The organism is Plantactinospora sp. CNZ321 (genome assembly GCF_004217235.1).
On the sequence record NZ_SHKQ01000001.1, the window covers coordinates 2,688,781 to 2,708,670 of the forward strand.

The following is a 19,890-nucleotide window of genomic DNA, read 5'->3' on the forward strand; positions in this document are numbered from 1 at the left end:
GGCTCGGCTCGTGCTTTACCGGCCGCCCACCGTCCGGGGGGCCGGCCGGTGGGCGGGGTCAGAGCGGTGGGCCAGGTCAGAACCGCCAGATCCAGACGTCGGCGGCAGAGGTCGCCGGGCCGTAGAGCATCTCAAGGGTCTGGTGCAGCGCTGACGCCTTCGGCTCCGACTGGGCCAGCACGATGCAGGACGCATCCCAGAACGCCACGTCCCTGGCTGCCTGCGCGCGCTCGGCCTCGGTGACCGCGGGCACCTGGCCGGATGCGGCGACCTTGCTGAGCAGCGCCGAGGTGGGCTGTTTGAACGTGCCCATCGACGCCTTCCCGCCGGCCGCGTACGGGGCGATGAAGAATCCCTCAGGCAACCGGAACTCCGCGTTGGCGGCGGCGGCCCAGCGCATCTTCTCCGGCTCCTTCGGCGTGGGCAGCGGCACCGGCACCAGCACACCGTCGGGTGGTACGCAGTCGCGCCAGTGTCCGGCGCTGATGAAGGTCGGCACCGGCTCGCGGTCGACGGTGGGCAGCGGCGCGGGCACGGTCGGGATCAGCGCGACGGCCACCGCCGCCGGTACGGCGATGCGGATCGCACCGAGCGGGGCGGTGCTGGCCCGGTCCAGCGCCAGCACCAGCAGGGTGGCGATCACCGGTATCAGCACCAGGGCGAACCGCATCGGCAGCGCGCCCTCGATGACCGGCTTGTCCCGCAGCAGCGAGTACGGCGCCCAGATCCCCGTACGGCTGCCGTCCAGCACCACCCGCGGGCCGAGGGAGAGCCAGGCGCAGAGCAGACCGGTGAACATCATCGGGATGACCAGCGGATGCCGCCGCAGCCACCAGGCGAGCGCCACGGTGACCAACAGCAGGGGCAGCCCGAGGAAGGTGTTGTATTCGGCCGGCCCGGTGCTCAACCGGCTCGCCTCGGAGGAGCCGAGCAGGGAGAGCGGAGAGATCGCCGGGTAGCTGGCCAGGTCGGCCGAGAAGTAGTCGGGGCTGAAGATGCCGTTCGGGATGCTCTGCCGACCGTAGAACTGCACCCAGAGCGGGTACGCCAGCACGACGATCGACAGAGCCGCGCTGACCAGGAGAGCCCCGCCGAGACGGGGGAGTACCGGCAATGCGTGGCGGGGTGCCGCGACGGCCCACCCGACGGTGGTCAGCGCGAGTGCCCCGGCGGTCAGGAACAGGACCTCCTCGCCGACGAAGACCTGGGTGCAGACCAGTGCGGCGAGCAGCACCGCCAGGCCGAGTAGCCGGCGGTTGTCCCGTGCCGCACCCTCCGGCCGAGCGGGATCGGCCAGTTGGGCCATCCGCACCACGCACCAGACCAGTGCCGGGACGAGCCACTGCGCCGTCATGTGCGGATGGCTGTTGGACTGGGAGACCATCCCCGGGGCGAATCCGCAGAACGCGGCGCCGACGATCGCCGGGACGCGGCGGGCCCGCAGCGTGCGGGTGTAGAGGAAGTACCAGCCGATCGAGGTGGCCGCCAGGTTGCCGGTGATGAGGACCGCGAACGTGGTGGCCGCACCGAACAGCAGGGTGACCGGCATCAGCAGCAGACCCGGCACGATCATGGTGGCGTTGGCCATCATGTTGAAGCCATCCGGCGCGTTGAGCCTGTCGCTGACCAGGGTGAAATCGCCCAGCAGGATGCGGGTGTCGTTGGCCATGAACCACTCGATGAGGATCTGGTCCTCGGGGTTGAGTGCGAGGGTCCGGGTGTCCGGGTCCAGCCAGAGTCCGTAGCTGAGCCAGCCCGCCGCGAGCACGAAGCACAGACTGACGGCCAGATCCGGATAGCTGCGACGGAGTGCATCCCGCATCCGGGCGGCCCGGGTCCGGGGCGGGTCGGACCCGTACCCGGGGGTGGCCCGGCCGGGGTCGGCGTCCTGGGCCGCACGGGCTGTACTAGTCACGGCCCTGACTCTAGTGCCGATCCCGGAACGGGGTGCGCCGGGCGGGGCTGCACCCGCTACCGTGGCAGGCACCAGGACCGAGGAAGTTCGACGCCTGCCCGGGTGGTGGAAAGGCAGACACGGCCGCCTTAAAAGCGGCTGCCGCAAGGCGTGCGGGTTCGACCCCCGCCCCGGGCACCATCCGTGCTGCCGACCGACCGCCCCCGCGACCGGGTGGCCGGGTGACCTGGATCTCCACAAGGTCGCCGGGGACCATTACCCTGGACAGGGCACGGGCATGGTGCACCGACCTTTCCAGGAGGCTTGACAACGTGAAGACGTCCAATCCGGTGCTGGCCCGACTCGGTCAGGCGGCCGAGCGGGAGCGGGCCGCGGGTTACACCCCGGCCGGCGCATACGGACAGCCCGGCTACGGGCAGCCCTACCCGACGGACGCGGGCTACCCGGCCGCGCCACCCGCCGTGACGCCGATGTCCATCGATGACGTCGTCGTCAAGACGGTCACTCTGCTCGGCATCACCGGGCTCTCCGCCGCGCTGGCCTGGGTGCTCGTGCCGGACAGGGCGATCGGTGCGGCCTGGATCGGGGCCGCCGTCGTCGGGCTGGTGCTCGGCCTGGTGATCTCGTTCAGCCGGATCGCCAATCCCGCGCTGGTCGTCACCTACGCCGTCGTCGAGGGCGTCTTCGTCGGCATGGTCAGCAAGTACTTCGAGACCATCGCCGGCTACGACGGCATCGTCCTCCAGGCGGTGATCGCCACCTTCGGCGTCTTCTTCCTGATGGCGGGGCTCTACAAGGCCAAGGCCATCCGGGCGACGCCGAAGTTCGTCCGGGGCGTGATCGCGGCCATCATGGGCGTCTTCGCGGTCATGCTGATCAACTTCGTGCTGATGCTCTTCGGCGTCAACACCGGGCTGCGCGACGGTGGCCCGATCGCCATCGGGTTCAGCCTGATCTGCATCGTGATCGCCTCGCTCAGCTTCATCCTCAGCTTCCACGAGGTCGAGGAGGGCGTGCGGATGGGCCTGCCGCGCCGCTACTCCTGGACGGCCGCCTTCGGCATCCTGGTCAGCCTGATCTGGCTCTACATCGAGATCCTGCGGCTGTTGAGCTACTTCCAGGGCGACGACTGACCTCGTCCCTGACCGGCGCGCCCGCGCGCCGGCCAATCTCGCGACGCCCGTTCCCGACTTCCGGGGGCGGGCGTCCGTCGTTACCCGGGCCGGTTCGCGGCGAACGAAAATGTCTGCTTTGTTAGCATCGGGCGTGCGAAGTGGAAATCCGGTACTGACCCGGCTGGACGACGCCGCCCGGGTCGAACACCGGGTCCTCGGCGCCGACCCGGCCGTCCGGCCGATGACCGTCGACGACGTGGTGCTGCGGACCGTCGGTCTGCTGCTGCTCACCGGCGCCACCGGCGCGGTCGCCTGGACGTACGTGACCGACGGCTGGGCCGCACCGGCAGCGCTCGGCTCGGCGCTTGCCGGACTGGTACTGGCCCTGGTGATCTCGTTCCGTCGGGTCACCAACCCGGTCCTGGTCGGCGGGTACGCGGTGCTCCAGGGGGTGCTGCTGGGCGTCGCCAGCCGGGGCTTCGAGGCGGTCTATCCCGGCATCGTGGTGCAGGCCGTCGTCGGCACCTTCGGGGTCTTCGCCGGGATGGCGGTGCTCTACGGGCTGGGCGTGCTCCGTGCCACCCCCCGGTTCGCCCGGCTGGTGGTCGGGGCGCTGATCGGGGTGGTGGTGCTGAGCCTGGTCAACCTCGCCGTCTACCTGATCGCCGGCCGGGAGGCACTGGTGGTCTACAGCACCGGCAGCGAGGTCGGCTGGTTGCCGTACGTCTTCGCGCTGGTATGCATCACCGTCGGCGCGCTCACCTTCATCCTCGACTTCGACCTGGTGGAGCGGGGAGTCCGGGACGGCCTGCCGGCCCGGTACGCCTGGTTCTGCGCGTTCGGGATCCTGGTCGGCCTGGTCTTCCTCTACTGGCAGATCCTCCGGCTGCTCAGCTACGTACGGCGCTGAGCCGACCCGTAAGCTCGCCGCGTCAACGCTGCCTCATGGCGGGGATCCGGGGACCCGTGGCCCGGACCGCACCCCGAGCCCGGCCCTGGAAGGAGGTGATCGCAGGTGAACACCGCCGAACCCGCCAGCCCGGCCGAGTCGCTGGTCCACCAGCTCGATCTGCTGGTCCGCCAGGTGGGGCACTGGACCCAGCCGCGCTGGGCGGCACCGAGCCCGTCCGGCGGGCCGATCCCGGCCGACCTGGTGCACCGGCTCGTCCAGCACCTGGCCGACCTGGCCGCAGACGCGGCCGGGGAGTCCCGGCGGCCGGTACCCCGGTTGGAGAACGACCTGGCTCTGCCCGACCAGCTCCGGGTGGTGGTGGCGGACCTGGTGGCCGCGGGCCCGCCGGCGCCGGTGCTGGCCGGCGCGGCCGACGAGGTGGCGACCGCCCGACGGGCGCTCTGATCGTCGACCGCTGCCGCCCTGCCCGCGCCGGCCGTCGCCCTGCCCCGGCTGTCGCCCTGCCCCGGCTGCCGTCCGGTCCGCGCCGGCCGTCGCCCCGCCCTGCCGGGCCGTTGCCGGGCCGGTAGCCGAGTCCGGACCGGTAGCCGAGTCCGGGCCCGGCGGGTGGCTCAGCTCAGCCGCTCCAGCACCATCGCCATGCCCTGGCCGCCACCGACGCACATGGTCTCCAGCCCGACGGTCCGGTCGTGCCAGTCCAGGGCGTTGAGCAGCGTTCCGGTGATCCGGGCGCCGGTCATCCCGAACGGGTGCCCGACCGCGATCGCCCCGCCCATCACGTTGAGCTTCTCCAGCGGGATGTCGAGCTGTCGGTACGACGGGATCACCTGGGCGGCGAACGCCTCGTTGATCTCGACCAGGTCGACGTCGTCGATGGTCATCCCGGCACGTCGCAACGCCTGCCGGGACGCCTCGACCGGACCGAGTCCCATGATCTCCGGAGAGAGCGCGGTCACCCCGGTGGAGACGATCCGGGCCAGCGGGGTGATCTCCAGTTCACGGGCGCGTTCCGCACTCATGATGATCACCGCCGCCGCGCCGTCGTTGAGCGGGCAGCAGTTGCCGGCGGTGATCCGGCCGTCGGGGCGGAAGACCGGCTTCAGGCCGGCCACGCCCTCCAGGGTCACACCCGGGCGGGGTCCGTCGTCGGAGTCGACCCACTCGCCGGACGGCAGGGTGACCGGGGTGATCTCCCGGGCCCAGAAGCCGTCGGCGATGGCCTTCTCCGCGAGGTTCTGGCTGCGTACGCCGAACTCGTCCATGTCGGCCCGGGTCACGTCGTACACCTGGGCGAGGTTCTCGGCGGTCTGGCCCATCGCCAGGTAGATGTCCGGCAGTCCACCGTCGAGCCGGGGGTCGGTCCAGACCGGTGCGCCGGCCTCGCCACGGGCGGCGGAGCGGGCCCGGGCCGCGTCGAACCTCGGGTTCTGCCAGCCGCCGCCGACGAGCGCCTGTGCCTCCGGCGGCAGGGCGTCGGAGTTGCCCCGGACGTACCGGGAGACGCACTCCACCCCGGCCGAGACGAAGACGTCACCCTCGCCGGCCCGGATGGCGTGGAACGCCATCCGGGTGGTCTGCAACGAGGAGGCGCAGTACCGGGTGAGGGTGGCCCCGGGCACCGTGTCCAGGCCGAGCAGCGTGGTCACCACCCGGGCCAGGTTGAAGCCCTGCTCGCCGCCGGGCAGCCCGCACCCGAGATAGAGATCGTCGATCTGGGCCGGGTCGAGCTGCGGGATCTTGTTCAGGGCGGCCTGCACGATGGTCGCGGCCAGGTCGTCCGGGCGCAGCTCGCGCAGGGAACCCTTGTGGGCCCGGCCGATGGGGGAGCGGGCGGTCGCGACGATAACGGCATCGCGGGGGGACGCGGTCGACATGAACCAACGTTAACCCGCTGCGGCTCCGGAGGCACCGGCGGCCGGGTACGGCATCGCCGCGACCAGTTCCCGGACGAACCGGTCGGGATCGTGGTCGAGGAGCTGGTCGCCGGCCGGGCCGAGGAAGGCGACCAGGAAGGCCCGGTAGAAGCAGGCCCCGAGGAAGAGATTGGCCAGTGCGACCGGGTCCGCCGTCGGCGCGATCCGGCCCCGCTCCCGCTCCCGTCGGAGGTAGTCGGCGAGGACGGTGTTCGCGTGCTGTGGGCCGGCGCCGGTCTGCCGGAACAGTTCGCGCTGCCGGTCGAGCAGCACCGGTTCGGCGAAGAGTGCCATGGCGAGCTGTGCCGACTCCTCGTAGACCCGGAGCATCTCGTGGCCGAGCTCGGTCAGCCGGGCCGGAACGCTGCCGCTGCCGGCCTGGTCCGGCAACTGGACCATCAGCCCGATGAACGGGGCGAGTCGGATCCGCAGTACGGCGAGGAAGAGGTCCTCCTTGCCGGTGAAGTGCTTGTAGAGGGTGGCCTCGGAGTAGCCGGCGACTCTGGCGATCTCCTTGGTCGTGGTGTGCGCCAGGCCGCGCTCCCGGATCACCGTGGAGGCGGCGGCCAGGATGCGCTCCCGGGTCGCCTCGCCTCGGCCTCTGCTGGTCATCGCCCTCGTTCCGTCGGTGCTCGCAGGTGGTGGGTCGACTCGCTTGACAGGTGGCGAGTACTCACTACTCTACTGGTAAGTGAACACTTACTTACAGCGGGAGCGACATGAAACTAACGATCTTCGCGGCCAGCGGCGGAATCGGCCGACACCTGCTCCGGCAGGCCGTCGCCGCCGGCCACGACGTGACAGCGGTGGTACGGAGTCCGGCGAGTCTCGTCGGCGAGCCCGCCGGGCCGCGGCTGGTCCGGGCCGACCTGACCGACCCCGATCCGGCCGCGCTGGCCGACGCCGTCGACGGGGCGGACGCCGTGCTGTCCGGCCTCGGCCCCCGGTCGATGGCGGAGAGCGGGGTCGCCTCCCAAGGCACCGGGGAGATCGTCACCGCGATGCGGGCCCGGGGCGTACGTCGGATCGTCGTGGTGAGCGCCGCCCCGCTCTCCACCATCGCCGCTCCGGGTCGCCCGAAACCGCCCCCGGACCCGGGCGAGGCACCCCTGCTGCGGTACCTGCTGAGTCCGATCCTCAAGACCGTTCTTCGAAAGCCCTACGCCGACCTTGCGGTGATGGAGGAACTCCTTCGGAACAGCGATCTGGACTGGACCGTCGTACGGCCGCCCCGGCTCACCGACAAGCCGCTGACCGGCGTCTACCGCACCGCGTACGGGCGGAGCGTGCGGGGCGGGCTCACCGTGCCGCGCGCCGACGTCGCGCACTGCATGCTGCGAGCGCTCGAACAGCCCGAGACGATCCGGCAGGCGGTCGCCGTCGCCACCTGAGTTCACCGGCGGTCCGCAGCCGTTCGGCACCGCCGGCCCGGGCGGATCGGACCACCGCCGGCCCGGGCGGATCGGACCACTGTCGGCCGCCGGAGCGCGCTCGGCGGGCGCGACTACCGCTGCCGGGTCCCGGCGGCGGCCCGGGCCACGGCGGGGAGCAGGGCGTGCGCCCAGACCCGGTAGCCGTCGGCCGAGGGGTGGTAACCGTCGTGGCAGAGCGTTCCGGCGTCGGCCCGGAACACCGCACCCGTCTCGGCGGCGAGGTCCACCACCGTGCCGCCGGCCTCCAGCACGGCGACGGCCTGCGCCCGGGCGGTCTGCCGGCCCAGCCAGCCGGCCACCTGGCGCAGCGGCGGGGCGATGGCCCGGACCGCGCCGAGATCGGGACAGGTGCCGACCACCACCCGGACCCCGGCGCCGCGCAGCCGGCGCACCGCCGCGCCGAGGTACGCCGCCGCCTCGGCCGGCCGGCGCAACCCCATCACGTCGTTCGCGCCGACCAGGATCACCGCGACGTCCGGGCGCTCGCCGAGCAGTGCCCGGGCCACCTGGGTCGCCAGGTCGGTGGAGCGGGAGCCGGAGACACCGACGCTGGAGAGCCGGACCTGGCGCTCACCGACGCCGCCCTGCCCGACGCCGCCCTGCCCGGCCCCTTCCGAGAGCAGCCGGGCGAGTTGGCCGCCGACCGTGTCCTCGGCCCGGTCCACCCCCACCCCCAGCGCGGCCGAGTCGCCGATCAGGACCAGGCGCAGCGGCGGCGTGCCGGCCCGGCCGACCGTGGAGCGCAGCGCCAGGCCCAACTCCGGACGGGCGTACCGCCGGTTGCGGGCCACGAACGCCTCACCGGCCAGGAGCACCATCCCGCCGACCGCACCGGCGAGCAGCGTGACCGCGGCCCCCCGGGCGATCCGGGTCGTCATCCCGTACGTCGCCGTGCCGCTCGTCGCGTCGAGTCCCGTCATGCCCGTTCCTCTACTGTGGAGGTCGTCGCCTCGTCCAGCGGTGCCGGTGTCTCCGGTGGGCCCCCAGTCTCTCCCGTCCGGGGGTGGCCGAACCAGGCCCCACGACGGCGCAGCTGTGCCCACCGCCCGCCCGGGCCGTGCTCGCGACCGCCGACCCGGACACCCCGCACCTCGGTACCGGCATGCCGGGCCGCCTCGTGGGCCGCCGCCGGCAGCGACCGTACGCCCTGGTCGCCGACGAGCGACGGCCGACGCTCGGTACCGGCACCGAGCGCCGCCAGTACGGTCGGCAGCAGGGCGGCCGCCGCGATCGCGTACCCCTCGGCGGAGGGATGGAAGTGGTCCCAGGCGAACATCCGGGTCGGTTCGGCGGCGAACCGGGGACCGAGCAGGTCGCCCAGGGAGACCGTCAGGCCACCGGCCTCGACCACCGCCACGGTCTGCGCGGCGGCGAGTTGCCGGCTCCAGCGCCGGGCCAGCCAGCGCAACGGCGGCTTGATCGGCTGGATCGCGCCGAGGTCGGGACAGGTGCCGACCACCACCTGAGCGCCGGCCGCCCGCAGGTCGCGTACCGCCTCGACGAGATAGCGGACCGCCACCGCGGGTGGGGTGCGGTTGGTCACGTCGTTGCCGCCGATCAGGATCACCGCCACGTCCGGCTGGCGCTCCAGCGCCGCGTCGACCTGCGGGCGCAGCCCCGCGGAGAGGCAGCCGACCACGGCGAACCGGTACAGCCGGACCGGCCGGCGCAACCGGCGGGAGGTGCCGGTGGCGAGTAGCGCCCCGGGCGTCTCCCGGGGCCGGTGCACCCCGTAGCCGGCGGCGGAGGAGTCACCGAGGACCACCATCGTGATCGGCTCGCCCGGGAACTTGGCACCGTAGACGCCGTCGCCGCGCGGCGGTGGGGCCTCGGCGAGTGGGATCACCCGACGGGCCTGCCTGGCCTGCCCGAGCAGCAGCCCGTACCCGGCGGCGGTGGTGAGCGCGGTCAGCCCCACCCCCAGGGCCGTCGCCTTCGCCACCCGCCGGGCGACCGACCAGGTCGGCCGCTCCCGCCCGGCGGACTCCCCGGGCCAGACCACGGGCTGCTGCCACACCGTTCGGTGCCGCCACGCCGATCCGCGCGGCTGCCACCGCGACACCGGGTTCCGCTGCCGCGACCGCTGCCGCCGTATCGATCCGGCCGGACTCATCAAGGCCCCCCGCCTGTCACGCCGTACTCTCGCGACCTTCGAGATTAACCCGGTCACCGGCGCCGCGCTGTCAGCGTTCCGCCTGCACCGGCGGTGGCCGGGATACCCGGCCAGCGCCGGTTCATCGCCGATTTTTCGACGTATCTCCGTCTCCGCCCGAATTTCTCGGCCGGCCGGCATTCCTCGACGAGCGGTCGGTTGCGTTCGGATGCATCATGAATCCAGAGGAGGGTGCCGACATGGCCACCAAGACACTTCGCCGAACCGCCGCCTTCAGGGCGCTGTTCCGGGCACTGACCGCCGGTTCCCGGGGTGGACCGTCGCTGGGCCGGCGGATCGCCGCCCTGCCCCGCATGATCGCCGCCACCGCCCGCGGTGAGTACGACGGCGGGCTGCGGCTCGCCCTGATGACCGCCGCGACCGCGTACGTGCTCTCCCCGGTCGACCTGCTGCCGGAGCTCACCCTGCTGCTCTTCGGTCTGGCCGACGACGCGGTCATGGTGACCTGGCTGGCCGGTGCGGTACTCGCCGAGACCGAGCGCTTCCTCGCCTGGGAAGCCCAGCGGGCCTCCGTCATCCCCGGGCGGGTGGTGCACTGAAGGCCCGCCCGGAAGGGCCCGTCGTCTGCCCGGGCCGGGATCCCCGCCCACGGGCCGGTGCGGCGGCACGTACGCTGGCGGGAGAACCCACCATCCTTCGCCCCGACCGCACGCCACCAGCACCGACCCTGTGCCCGGCCAGTGCCGTTCGGCCGGCGAGCACCGAGAAGGGCACAACGTCGTGCGCTACTACGACAACGTCATCGAGCTGATCGGTGACACCCCGCTGGTCCGACTCAGGCAGGTGACCGCCGGCATCTCGGCGACCGTGCTCGCCAAGGTCGAGTACTTCAACCCGGGCGGTTCGGTCAAGGACCGCATCGCGCTGCGGATGGTCGAGGAGGCCGAGCGGGCCGGGTTGCTCCGGCCCGGCGGCACCATCGTCGAGCCGACCAGTGGAAACACCGGCGTCGGGCTGGCCCTGGTGGCCCAGACGCGCGGCTACCGGTGCGTCTTCGTCTGCCCTGACAAGGTCAGCGAGGACAAGCAGAACGTGCTCCGGGCGTACGGGGCCGAGGTGGTGGTCTGCCCGACGGCGGTCGCCCCGGAGGACCCCCGCTCCTACTACAACGTGTCGGACCGGCTGGCCCGGGAGATCCCGGGCGCGTGGAAGCCCAACCAGTACGCCAACCCGGCGAACCCGCGCTCGCACTACGAGACAACCGGTCCGGAGCTGTGGGAGCAGACCGGCGGCCGGATCACGCACTTCGTGGCCGGGGTCGGCACCGGCGGCACCATCTCCGGCACCGGCCGCTACCTCAAGGAGGCCTCCGGCGGGGCGGTACGGATCATCGGTGCCGACCCGGAGGGCTCGGTCTACTCCGGCGGCACCGGCCGGCCGTACCTGGTCGAGGGGGTCGGCGAGGACTTCTGGCCGGAGACGTACGACCGGGGCATCTGCGACGAGATCGTGAAGATCTCCGACAAGACCTCCTTCGAGCTGACCCGACGCCTCGCCCGCGAGGAGGGACTGCTGGTCGGCGGCTCCTGCGGGATGGCGGTGGCCGCCGCCCTGGAGGTGGCCCGCCAGGCCGGCCCGGACGACGTGGTGGTGGTGCTGCTGCCGGACGGCGGCCGGGGCTACCTCTCCAAGATCTTCGACGACGAGTGGATGGCCCGGTACGGCTTCATGGACACCAGCGCCACCGAGCCGACCGTGGCCGACGCGCTGAACAGCAAGCCGAACGCTATTCCCGAGCTGGTGCACGTGCACCCGACCGAGACGGTCCGGGACGCCGTCGACTACATGCGCGAGTACGCCGTCTCGCAGCTCCCGGTGCTCAAGGCGGAGCCGCCGGTGGTGACCGGCGAGGTCGCCGGCTCGATCGCCGAACGGGACCTGCTCGACGCGCTCTTCACCGGCCAGGCGAAGCTGCACGACACCATCGAGCGGCACATGGGGCCGCCGCTGCCGATGATCGGCGGCGGACAGCCGGTGAGCGAGGCGGTTGGGCTGCTGGAGAAGTCCGACGCCGCGCTGGTGCTGGTCGACGGCAAGCCGAAGGGCGTACTCACCCGGCAGGACCTGCTGGCCCACCTGGGAGCGCACGCGCGCTGAGGTGTCAGGAAGGGTCCCCAAATCTGCGAAAAGCGACAAGAGGGGGCCCTTCTGTTCACGGCAGGGCGCGGGCGTAGCGGATCTGCGGGGTGAGCGCCGCGCCGATGCTGCCGTGCCGCTCGGCGCCGTCCGGCTGCCAGCCGCCCCGGGCGTAGAAGTGCCGGGCGTGCGCGTTGTCGACGAGTACCCAGAGCACGGCGCGACGCCAGCCCTGGGCGCGCAGCTTGGCCAGCGCGTCGACCATCAGGGCCCGGCCCGACCCGCGACCCTGCTCGGCCGGGTCCAGGTGGATCGCGTACAGCTCGCCGACGTCCGCGCCGGCCGAGTCCGGTTCGGCCGGATCGTGCGGCCCGAGATAGGTGAAGCCGACCAGCCGGCCGTCCCGCTCGGCCACCGTCATCAGGTGGGTGTCCCGCTCGTACGCCCAGCGCTCCCGCCAGTACCGGCCCATCATCTCGCCGGTCTCCACGGCCAGCGCCTCCGCCGGGACGATGTTCCGGTAGGCCACCGCCCGCGATCTGTGCTGGAGGTCGCCGATCGCCATCAGGTCGGCGGCTACCGCCGGACGCAGCGTGAGGGTCATGAGGTTGATCGTAATAACGTGACCGATCCGGTCACCTGGGACAGAGCTTGTGGTCCGGTGCCGGTGCTACCCACGTTTCCTGGCGGCTACCCGACGTTTCCTACCGGTGCTACCCGAGGTTTCCTGCCGGATCAGGGCGCCGAAGCAGCCGGCGGCGACGCTGTCGCGCTGACCGGTGCCCGGGGCGGCACCGCCACCCGGGTCAGGTCCTCGGCGACCACCAGGTCACCGTCGAAGTGCTCCCGCGCCTCGGCGGCGAAACGCTCGGCAGCCGGCGGCACCCCGGCCCGGGCCGTCGGCCCGTACCGCTGGGAGAAGTGGGTCAGCACGAGCCGGCGTACCCCGCACTCGGCCGCCACCCGCGCGGCCTGGGCCGCTGTCAGGTGCCCGACCTCGGCGGCGAGCGCGGCGTCCTCGGTCAGGAACGTCGACTCGATCACCAGCAGGTCGGCCCGGTCGGCCAGCTCGAAGACGCCGTCGCAGAGCCCGGTGTCCATCACGAAACCGAACCGCTGACCGGGACGCGGCACGCTCACCTCGGCGAGTGTCACCCGCCGCCCCGGCATGTCGACGTGGCCGGTACGGATCAGTTCGCCGATCGCCGGCCCCCGGATGCCGTACGCGGCCAGCCGGTCGGGCAGCATCCGGCGCTCGTCCGGCTCGACCAGCCGGTAGCCGTACGTCTCGACCGGGTGCCGCAGCCGGCGGGCGAGCAGGGTGCCGGCGGAGGTCTCGAAGGTCTGACCGTCCCGCAGCACCGGCAGTTCGCGCAGCTCGGCGGTCTCGTAGAACGAGCTGGCGTGCCGCAGCCGGGCGAAGAAGTGCGCGTCGCCGCCCGGATAGTGCGCCTCGACCGGCCGGGGTACCCGGTCCAGCGAGAGCCGCTGGACCACGCCGGGCAGGCCCAGGCAGTGGTCGCCGTGGAAGTGTGTGACGCAGATCCGGGTCAGGTCACCGGCCGGGATGCCGGCGAGCATCATCTGCCGCTGGGTGCCCTCGCCGGGGTCGAAGAGGATCACCTCGCGGTCCCAGCGCAGCAGGTACCCGTTGTGGTTGCGGTGCCGGGTCGGCACCTGGCTGGCCGTGCCCAGCACCGCCAGCTCACGTACGGACACGGTGGCCTCTCCGGGGGTACCGGTCGACGGCGGGTCACCGGTCGACGGGAGAAACGGTTGACGGAGAAATGGTCGACCCCCGGGGTTCCGCGTGACGGTGGTCACGCGAAGGCCGGCTGGACTTTGGCCGGCACCCCGGGGGTCGGGTGGCTGTCGTGGATTCGCCGCACCGCTGCCACACGGTCTCGACGACTTGCAACTGCCCGCCTGCGGCGGACACCGAAACTGTCAAGGACAGCGGCTAGCGGACAGCCACCTCACGAGTCCTATCGCTATACAAAGCTCGGACCACCTCCCTTCCCGTGTACGGCCACGCTATCCAGCCGAGTCAGCACCGGCAAGGCTTTTTGACCACACCGCCGGGCCGGCTCGCCCGAGCGTTCTCGTGCCCGGCGGCAACTTCCAAGTGCGCTCAGTTCCGGTCGCCATTTTCTGGAGCCACGCAAACCGGACCATGACGGTCCGGGACGGTTGCCGGGTGATGGGCGGTCTAGTAGCGGCGCCGAGGTAGCCAGGTGAGAACCTGTCGGCTGACCATGGAGGGGTGCAGGTCGGGCAGGGCATCCATCGCGCGCACGAGGTGAGCACCGAGGTACACCACGAGGCCCATCCGGTCCCGGCCGAATCCGGCCACGAGCAACAAGCGGGCTGCAGAGCACGGCCACGGCAGCCGGCACGCCATGCACTGATACCCGGCATCGGGCTGGTGCTCACCGGGCGCGCGTGCCGCCACCGCACGTCGTCGGGCGACGTGCCGGTGCCAACGTTCCTGTGGCCCGATCACGGCTCAGACCCGGGTAGGGTGCCGCGACCGGTGCGCCTGTGCGGGTGGGAGGTTCCCGGCGCGGCCGTTGGCGAGACGGGGCACGGTGCCGGTAAACCGATCGTTGCGCGGAGAGTGGCGGGCCATTGGCGGAGGCCAACCGTCCGGATCGCGCGGCGCGGCCTTCGACTCGCGCTCGATCTTTGCTGAATCCTTGCCAGCACGAACGGCCGCCAGAAACTCTGCGCGGGTGACCGGCAGCACGGGCGCCGGTTGATACGGGCGCGGCACCAGTTCGAACGACTCCGGGCAACGCCAGCGGAACCCGCACCGACAGTAGCGCCACAACCGGCGCCAGTCCCGGCGGTGCACCGGGCGTGGTCTGCGAAACAGTCTCACAGCATCTGCCTCCCGTCGGCGGAATAGGACGGGGACGCGCCATGGTTGCTCGTCCCGACGCCGTCCTCGTAAGCATCTGCGGCCGCGCCGAGCCCTTCGTAGATTAGTGCCAATAGTGTCAGTAAGGCAAGTAGTGCCATGGGTGCGGGTGGGGTCCGAATGGGTAGGCAGGACCATGGCGCCCGTGCCCATCCCGCACACGGCCCGAGAGATCGAGGGCGACCTAACCCGACGCATCGCCGCCGGGGAGTTCCCGCCGGGCTCGCGCCTGCCCACGTATGACGCCCTGGCAGAGGAGTACGGCTCAGCCCGCCGGACCGTCGCCCGCGCCGTGGACGCGCTCAAGGCGCGTGGCACCGTGGTGGGCGTACCCGGCTCTGGCGTCTACGTGGCCGAGTAGCCCCCGACCCGCCGCCTCCCTGCACCGGCGACCGGGGATCGTTGGTCCCCGCTCAGTCGCCAGCCCGCGGCGGACGGGCGCGGCTGGCCGATGGCGTCTCGGCAGTAGAGTGCGGCAATGTCACGGACAGACACAGCAACCCGAGTGATCGCCGCTCCGCCTGATCGTGTCTACGACGCCCTTGTCGATCCGGACGTACTTGCTGTGTGGCTGCCGCCTGACGGAATGAGCGGCAGGTTCGAGCGATTCGAGCCTCGACCCGGCGGGTCGTATCGAATGATCCTGACCTACGCGGACGCTTCGGCGGCACCGGGCAAGGCGACGGCGGACTCCGACATCGTCGAAGCCACGTTCGTCGAACTCGTCCCCGGCGTGCGGGTCGTGCAGGAGGTGAACTTCGGGCCTCGCTTCCTCGCTGGCCAATCTCGCCGCCTACCTGGAGTCTTGACGTCCCGGTCGTGGGTGGCGCCGCTGGAGGTCGGGCTTGGTTGATCAGCGCGACCGGTACGCGTCAGCTCGGTGCTCGATGGCGGTCACCGTCACGACCTGGTTGTCCTCGTCGATCTCGTACAGCACCCGGTAGGTGCCGCGTCGAGCGGACCATGTTCCGGCGTACGGTGGCAAGAGCGGTTGCTTGCCCACCCGATGCGGCTTCTCGCAGAGGCTGGTGGTGACGAACTCGTAGATGGCGGTGGCGATCTTCTCGGGTATGCGTCCGGCCAGGGCACGTGCCGCCGGACCGGTGATGCGCAGTTCGTAGCGGGTGGACGCGGGTGGGCTCACCGGGGTCGTCGCGACCGCTTGGCCAGCAGCGCCGCAAGCTCATCGGCATCAAGCACGTCGCCCGCTTCAATGGCGGACCGGGAATCCGCGAGTTGTCGCATGGCCTCCGGACTGGAGAGCACATCGAGGCTCTCCTCCAGGGCTGCCAGATCATCTGCGGAGATGAGCACGGCGGCGGCGTGGCCGTGCCGAGTGATCTCAATCCGCTCGTGTGTCCTGGTCACCTCATCGATGAGTTCGGAGAGGCGATTCCGGGCCTCAGTGAACGGAAGCACAGTCATGCTCGAAGTATAGCCACATACTGGCGCGAAGTCTGTACAGAACGAGATCGGTTCTTCGGTCCTGGCGGACGGTGTTCTACTGGCCGCCTGGTCCGCCGCGCTGTTGGCGCTGGCACGGATCTGCCGACCCGTGCCAGCGCTGTGCCGGGGTCAGGCAGTCTTGGCCACGCCGACCGGGCAGGTCAGCCCGTTCGGGCCGTGGTTGCAGTAGCCGTTCGGGTTCTTGGTCGGCGCCAGGTACTGCTGGTGGTAGTCCTCGGCGTAGTAGTAGTCGCCCAACTCGGCGATCTCCGTGGTGATCTCGCCGCGCCCGGCCTCCGCCACGATGGGCGCGAACGCGTCCCGGGAGGAGCGGGCGGCAGCCGACTGCTCGTCGGTGGTGGTGTAGATCGTCGACCGGTACTGCGTGCCGACGTCGTTGCCCTGCCGCATCCCCTGGGTCGGGTCGTGGTTCTCCCAGAAGACCTTGAGCAGGTCCGCGTAGTCGATCTTCGAGGGGTCGTAGACCACCTGGACCACCTCGGCGTGCCCGGTCCGGCCCGAGCAGACCTCCTCGTACGTCGGATTCTGGGTGTAACCGCCCGCGTAGCCCGCCGAGGTGGAAATCACCCCGGGCAGCGTCCAGAACAGCCGCTCGGCTCCCCAGAAACAGCCCATCCCGAAGACGGCGACCTGGGCACCTGCTGGCCACGGCCCCCGCAGTGGGGTACCGAGCACCTCGTGCCGGTCGGAAACCGGCATCGCGATCGGCCGGCCGGGCAGGGCCTGGTCGGGGGTGGGCAGCTCGGCATTGATACGCCGTAGGAACACGATGGGACTCCTTTCGTACCTCTGCCGGGTGTAACAAGGCACCCACCCGGATCCTTACCCGCTCCGCTTCGCCCCACCCCGCTCAGCTTCCCCGATCCGTGCCGGGGTCCCCGGCAGTCGGTGGGAGGGCGGCGGTGATGCGGGTGGCGTACCAGGCGGCCTCCTCGTCCGAGGCGTACTTCGTGCGGGGCCAGAAGAAGCCACGCAGCCCGTCGCCCTTGGTCCGGGGTACGACGTGGGTGTGCAGGTGCGGCACGGACTGCGACACCCGGTTGTTCATCGCCACGAACGTCCCACCCGCGCCGAGCCCGGTCTCGACGGCCAGCGCCAGCCGCTGGACCAGCCGGAAGTAGCCCGGCAGCGCGGCTTCCGGAAATTCGCCCAGCGTCTCCACGTGTGCCCGGGGCACCACCAGCAGGTGTCCCTTGAAGACCGGCCGCACGTCGAGGAAGGCCACCCCGTCGGGGCGGTCGGCCACCCGGAACGCCGCCGCACCCGCCACGATCCCGCAGAACACGCACCCTGCCACCAGGGCAGGCTAGCCTTCTGCAGATGAGTCACGGCTTCGAGACACTCGCCATCCACGCCGGCCAGGAGCCGGAGCCCCGCACCGGTGCCGTGGTGCCGCCGATATACCAGACCAGCACCTACGCCCAGGACGCCGTCGGCGCGCCCCGACTCGGCTACGAGTACAGCAGGTCGGGAAACCCGACCCGGGACGCATTGCAGGAGTGCCTGGCCGCGCTGGAGGGCGGTCCGGTCGGGCTGGCCTTCGCCAGCGGGCTGGCCGCCGAGGACGCCCTGCTGCGCACCGTCTGTCGCCCCGGTGACCACGTGGTGATCCCGGACGACGCGTACGGCGGCACGTTCCGGCTCTTCGCCCGGGTCGCCGAGCGCTGGGGGCTGACCTGGACGGCGGCCCGGATCTCCGACGTCGACGCCGTACGGGCGGCGGTCCGCCCCGGCCAGACGAAGGTGATCTGGGTGGAGACCCCCACCAACCCGCTGCTCGGGATCGCCGACATCGCCGGGCTGGCCGGGCTGGCCGGCGACGTCGGCGCGCTGCTCGTGGTCGACAACACGTTCGCCTCGCCCTACCTGCAACAGCCGATCGCGCTCGGCGCCGACGTGGTGGTGCACTCGACGACCAAGTACGTCGGCGGGCACTCCGACGTGGTCGGTGGCGCCCTCGTCGCGGCCAGCGCCGCGCTCGGCGAGGAACTGCGCTACCACCAGAACGCGATGGGCGCGGTGAACGGGCCCTTCGACGCCTGGCTGACCCTGCGCGGGGTCAAGACCCTCGGGGTACGGATGGACCGGCACTGCGACAACGCCGAGCGGATCGCCGACTACCTGAGCGGGCACCGGGCGGTGGCCCAGGTGCTCTACCCGGGCCTGCCGGAACACCCCGGGCACGAGATCGCGGCGAAGCAGATGCGCCGGTTCGGCGGCATGATCTCCTTCCGGGCGGCCGGCGGCGAGGAGCATGCCGTACGGATCTGTGACCGGGCGAAACTCTTCGTGCTCGCCGAGTCGCTGGGCGGGGTCGAGTCGCTGATCGAACATCCGGGTCGGATGACACACGCAAGTGCCGCCGGCTCGCCGCTTGAAGTTCCCGCCGATCTCGTGCGACTGTCTGTCGGCATCGAGACCGCCGACGACCTACTCGCAGACCTGGAGCAGGCGCTCGGCTGACCGCCGTCCGGCCGCCCGGACAGCGGTGCGGACAAGCCGATGGGGAGTTGGCCGTGCAGGACATCACGCCGAACTGGGTGGGCGCGACCGCGAAACAGATCGCCCGGGCCGTCCGCCGAGGTGACGCCTCCGCCACCCAGGTGGTGGCGGATCACCTCGACCACATCGACCGGGCGGACCGGGACCTGTCCGCGTTCCGGGTGATCCGGGCCGGCGAGGCGATCGTCGAGGCGGAGAAGGTCGACGAGCAGGACGACCTGGCGAACCTGCCGCTGGCCGGGGTGCCGGTGGCGGTCAAGGAGAACACCGCCGTCGCGGGGCTGCCGACCTGGAACGGGTCGGCGGCCGCCCGTACCCCGGTTGCCGAGTCCGACCACGAGGTGGTCCGGCGGCTGCGCGGCGCCGGTGCGGTGATCGTCGGGGTGACCCGGATGCCCGAGCTGGGACTCTTCGGCACCACCGACGACGAGACGGCGGTGACCCGCAACCCGTGGGCGCCCGACCGTACCCCGGGCGGCTCCTCCGGCGGCGCGGCGGCGGCGGTCGCCTCCGGGATGGTGCCGATCGCGCACGGCAACGACGGCCTCGGCTCGATCCGCATCCCGGCCGCCTGCTGCGGGCTGGTCGGGCTCAAGCCGGGCCGGGGCGTGGTGCCGTGCCAGCTCGGTGCCACCGACTGGTTCGGCCTCGCCGAGCACGGCATCCTGGCCACCACCGTGGCGGACGCCGCGGTGGGCTTCTCGGTGCTCGCCGGGCGGCGCCCGGACAAGCTGGTACCGCCGGAGCGGCTGCGGGTCGCCGTGTCGCTCCGCTCACCGGTGGCCGGGGTACGCCCGGACCAGCCCAACCGGGACGCGGTGGGCGCCGCCGCCAAGCTGCTGGCGGTGGCCGGACACGACACGGTCTCGGTCGACCCGGTCTACCCCACCTCGCTCGGGCTGCGCGGCATCGCCACCTGGCTGGCGGCGGCGGCCGGCGAGGTCGAGGCGGCCGGCCTGGACCCGGGCACCCTGCAACGACGCAGCCGCCGGCACGCCGCGCTCGGCGGCTGGGCCCAGCGGCGCGGCCTGGTACGCGAGCAGGACCGCACCCGGTGGCGGGAGCGCAGCGTCGCCTTCTTCGGCGATCACTCCGTCGACCTGCTGCTCACCCCGGCCCTGGCCAGCGTGCCGCCGCCGGCCGTCGGCTGGGCCACCCGCTCGTGGCGGTCCAACCTGCTGACCTGCATCCGCTACGCCCCGTACGCCGCGCCCTGGAACATCGCCGGGCTGCCATCGCTGGTCGTACCGGTCGGGCTGCGCCCGGACGGGCTGCCGGTCGGGGTGCAACTGGTCGGCCCGCCTGGCTCGGAGCTGCTGCTGCTCGGTGTGGCCGGGCAGTTCGAGATGTCCGGCCCGTGGCGGCGGCACGCGCCGGACTGGCCCCGGGCGGCGACCCCGGCCGGCTGACCGGTTCGCCCGGACCCCAGGAGCGGTGTCCGGACGAATCGTTATGTCGTAGTG

21 protein-coding genes and 1 tRNA gene are annotated in these 19,890 nt (G+C 72.0%); 11 read left to right on the forward strand and 11 right to left on the reverse strand.

Annotated features, from left to right (window positions below; all coding sequences use genetic code 11):
- Positions 1 to 76: 76 nt before the first annotated feature.
- Complete coding sequence (locus tag EV371_RS12025) at positions 77 to 1,915, reverse strand: hypothetical protein (RefSeq protein ID WP_130462117.1); 1,839 nt, start codon at positions 1,913 to 1,915, stop codon at positions 77 to 79.
- A 96-nt stretch (positions 1,916 to 2,011) separates the two neighbouring features.
- On the opposite strand from EV371_RS12025, the gene EV371_RS12030 reads away from it, so the two are divergent.
- From EV371_RS12030 to EV371_RS12045, 4 genes are all read left to right on the forward strand, one after another.
- A tRNA-Leu gene (locus EV371_RS12030) sits at positions 2,012 to 2,095 on the forward strand.
- Positions 2,096 to 2,226: 131 nt separating this feature from the next.
- Complete coding sequence (locus EV371_RS12035) at positions 2,227 to 3,048, forward strand: Bax inhibitor-1/YccA family membrane protein (protein ID WP_130462118.1); 822 nt, start codon at positions 2,227 to 2,229, stop codon at positions 3,046 to 3,048.
- A gap of 133 nt (positions 3,049 to 3,181) precedes the next feature.
- Entirely contained in the window at positions 3,182 to 3,940 is a 759-nt protein-coding gene (locus EV371_RS12040; protein ID WP_130462119.1) for a Bax inhibitor-1/YccA family protein, read from the forward strand.
- A 105-nt stretch (positions 3,941 to 4,045) separates the two neighbouring features.
- Positions 4,046 to 4,387 (forward strand): hypothetical protein, encoded by a 342-nt coding sequence (locus EV371_RS12045; RefSeq protein WP_486484579.1) that lies wholly within the window; start codon positions 4,046 to 4,048, stop codon positions 4,385 to 4,387.
- A gap of 167 nt (positions 4,388 to 4,554) precedes the next feature.
- On the opposite strand, the gene EV371_RS12050 is transcribed toward EV371_RS12045, so the two are convergent.
- On the reverse strand, positions 4,555 to 5,817 hold the full coding sequence (locus tag EV371_RS12050; protein ID WP_130462120.1) for an acetyl-CoA C-acetyltransferase: 1,263 nt from the start codon (positions 5,815 to 5,817) through the stop codon (positions 4,555 to 4,557).
- Between the two features lie 9 nt (positions 5,818 to 5,826).
- A complete protein-coding gene (locus EV371_RS12055) occupies positions 5,827 to 6,468 on the reverse strand; it encodes a TetR family transcriptional regulator (RefSeq protein WP_130462121.1) in 642 nt (213 codons plus the stop codon).
- A gap of 107 nt (positions 6,469 to 6,575) precedes the next feature.
- Between EV371_RS12055 and EV371_RS12060 the strand changes: the two genes are divergently transcribed.
- The gene (locus tag EV371_RS12060; RefSeq protein WP_130462122.1) at positions 6,576 to 7,247 is read left to right on the forward strand and encodes an NAD(P)H-binding protein; all 672 of its coding nucleotides are present in this window, start codon (positions 6,576 to 6,578) and stop codon (positions 7,245 to 7,247) included.
- A gap of 113 nt (positions 7,248 to 7,360) precedes the next feature.
- Here the strand turns inward: EV371_RS12060 and EV371_RS12065 are convergent, their stop codons facing one another.
- Positions 7,361 to 8,167 (reverse strand): SGNH/GDSL hydrolase family protein, encoded by an 807-nt coding sequence (locus EV371_RS12065; RefSeq protein WP_130465843.1) that lies wholly within the window; start codon positions 8,165 to 8,167, stop codon positions 7,361 to 7,363.
- 38 nt (positions 8,168 to 8,205) lie between these two features.
- Positions 8,206 to 9,291, reverse strand: a complete 1,086-nt coding sequence (locus EV371_RS12070; RefSeq protein WP_486484935.1) for an SGNH/GDSL hydrolase family protein — start codon at positions 9,289 to 9,291, stop codon at positions 8,206 to 8,208.
- Between the two features lie 350 nt (positions 9,292 to 9,641).
- Between EV371_RS12070 and EV371_RS12075 the strand changes: the two genes are divergently transcribed.
- Both EV371_RS12075 and EV371_RS12080 read left to right on the forward strand, forming a co-directional pair.
- Entirely contained in the window at positions 9,642 to 10,001 is a 360-nt protein-coding gene (locus EV371_RS12075) for a DUF1232 domain-containing protein (protein ID WP_130465845.1), read from the forward strand.
- 181 nt (positions 10,002 to 10,182) lie between these two features.
- Entirely contained in the window at positions 10,183 to 11,559 is a 1,377-nt protein-coding gene (locus tag EV371_RS12080; protein ID WP_130462123.1) for a cystathionine beta-synthase, read from the forward strand.
- 55 nt (positions 11,560 to 11,614) lie between these two features.
- Here EV371_RS12080 and EV371_RS12085 read toward each other — a convergent pair whose 3' ends face one another.
- Together EV371_RS12085 and EV371_RS12090 are read right to left on the reverse strand one after the other, a co-directional pair.
- A complete protein-coding gene (locus tag EV371_RS12085) occupies positions 11,615 to 12,142 on the reverse strand; it encodes a GNAT family N-acetyltransferase (protein WP_130462124.1) in 528 nt (175 codons plus the stop codon).
- Between the two features lie 131 nt (positions 12,143 to 12,273).
- Positions 12,274 to 13,257, reverse strand: coding sequence for a ribonuclease Z (locus tag EV371_RS12090; protein ID WP_130462125.1), 984 nt, complete (start codon positions 13,255 to 13,257; stop codon positions 12,274 to 12,276).
- Positions 13,258 to 14,594: 1,337 nt separating this feature from the next.
- On the opposite strand from EV371_RS12090, the gene EV371_RS12095 reads away from it, so the two are divergent.
- Positions 14,595 to 14,819 (forward strand): GntR family transcriptional regulator, encoded by a 225-nt coding sequence (locus tag EV371_RS12095; RefSeq protein WP_130462126.1) that lies wholly within the window; start codon positions 14,595 to 14,597, stop codon positions 14,817 to 14,819.
- A 117-nt stretch (positions 14,820 to 14,936) separates the two neighbouring features.
- Positions 14,937 to 15,311, forward strand: coding sequence for an SRPBCC domain-containing protein (locus EV371_RS12100; protein ID WP_130462127.1), 375 nt, complete (start codon positions 14,937 to 14,939; stop codon positions 15,309 to 15,311).
- Here the strand turns inward: EV371_RS12100 and EV371_RS12105 are convergent, their stop codons facing one another.
- The 4 genes from EV371_RS12105 to EV371_RS12120 all read right to left on the reverse strand — a co-directional run bounded on the left by EV371_RS12105 (position 15,312) and on the right by EV371_RS12120 (position 17,222).
- Positions 15,312 to 15,602 (reverse strand): type II toxin-antitoxin system RelE family toxin, encoded by a 291-nt coding sequence (locus EV371_RS12105; RefSeq protein WP_207230462.1) that lies wholly within the window; start codon positions 15,600 to 15,602, stop codon positions 15,312 to 15,314.
- Positions 15,599 to 15,883, reverse strand: coding sequence for a type II toxin-antitoxin system prevent-host-death family antitoxin (locus EV371_RS12110; protein ID WP_130462128.1), 285 nt, complete (start codon positions 15,881 to 15,883; stop codon positions 15,599 to 15,601). The genes EV371_RS12105 and EV371_RS12110 overlap by 4 nt, the downstream gene beginning before the upstream one ends.
- A gap of 150 nt (positions 15,884 to 16,033) precedes the next feature.
- Complete coding sequence (gene msrA / locus EV371_RS12115; RefSeq protein ID WP_130462129.1) at positions 16,034 to 16,693, reverse strand: peptide-methionine (S)-S-oxide reductase MsrA; 660 nt, start codon at positions 16,691 to 16,693, stop codon at positions 16,034 to 16,036.
- 82 nt (positions 16,694 to 16,775) lie between these two features.
- Positions 16,776 to 17,222 carry an HIT family protein gene (locus EV371_RS12120; protein ID WP_130462130.1) on the reverse strand — a complete coding sequence of 149 codons (447 nt, stop codon included), beginning with the start codon at positions 17,220 to 17,222 and terminating at the stop codon, positions 16,776 to 16,778.
- Between the two features lie 23 nt (positions 17,223 to 17,245).
- Between EV371_RS12120 and EV371_RS12125 the strand changes: the two genes are divergently transcribed.
- Entirely contained in the window at positions 17,246 to 18,388 is a 1,143-nt protein-coding gene (locus EV371_RS12125) for a cystathionine gamma-synthase (RefSeq protein ID WP_130462131.1), read from the forward strand.
- 47 nt (positions 18,389 to 18,435) lie between these two features.
- Complete coding sequence (locus EV371_RS12130; RefSeq protein WP_130462132.1) at positions 18,436 to 19,836, forward strand: amidase family protein; 1,401 nt, start codon at positions 18,436 to 18,438, stop codon at positions 19,834 to 19,836.
- The last annotated feature ends 54 nt before the right edge of the window (positions 19,837 to 19,890 follow it).

Bases quoted from the DNA above. Each gene is read 5' to 3' on its own strand.
- EV371_RS12050 (WP_130462120.1), bottom strand. From the start codon at position 5,817: ATGTCGACCGCGTCCCCCCGCGATGCCGTTATCGTCGCGACCGCCCGC.
- EV371_RS12055 (WP_130462121.1), bottom strand. From the start codon at position 6,468: ATGACCAGCAGAGGCCGAGGCGAGGCGACCCGGGAGCGCATCCTGGCC.
- EV371_RS12060 (WP_130462122.1), top strand. From the start codon at position 6,576: ATGAAACTAACGATCTTCGCGGCCAGCGGCGGAATCGGCCGACACCTG.
- EV371_RS12065 (WP_130465843.1), bottom strand. From the start codon at position 8,167: ATGACGACCCGGATCGCCCGGGGGGCCGCGGTCACGCTGCTCGCCGGT.
- EV371_RS12075 (WP_130465845.1), top strand. From the start codon at position 9,642: ATGGCCACCAAGACACTTCGCCGAACCGCCGCCTTCAGGGCGCTGTTC.
- EV371_RS12085 (WP_130462124.1), bottom strand. From the start codon at position 12,142: ATGACCCTCACGCTGCGTCCGGCGGTAGCCGCCGACCTGATGGCGATC.
- EV371_RS12095 (WP_130462126.1), top strand. From the start codon at position 14,595: ATGGCGCCCGTGCCCATCCCGCACACGGCCCGAGAGATCGAGGGCGAC.
- EV371_RS12100 (WP_130462127.1), top strand. From the start codon at position 14,937: ATGTCACGGACAGACACAGCAACCCGAGTGATCGCCGCTCCGCCTGAT.
- EV371_RS12110 (WP_130462128.1), bottom strand. From the start codon at position 15,883: ATGACTGTGCTTCCGTTCACTGAGGCCCGGAATCGCCTCTCCGAACTC.
- EV371_RS12125 (WP_130462131.1), top strand. From the start codon at position 17,246: ATGAGTCACGGCTTCGAGACACTCGCCATCCACGCCGGCCAGGAGCCG.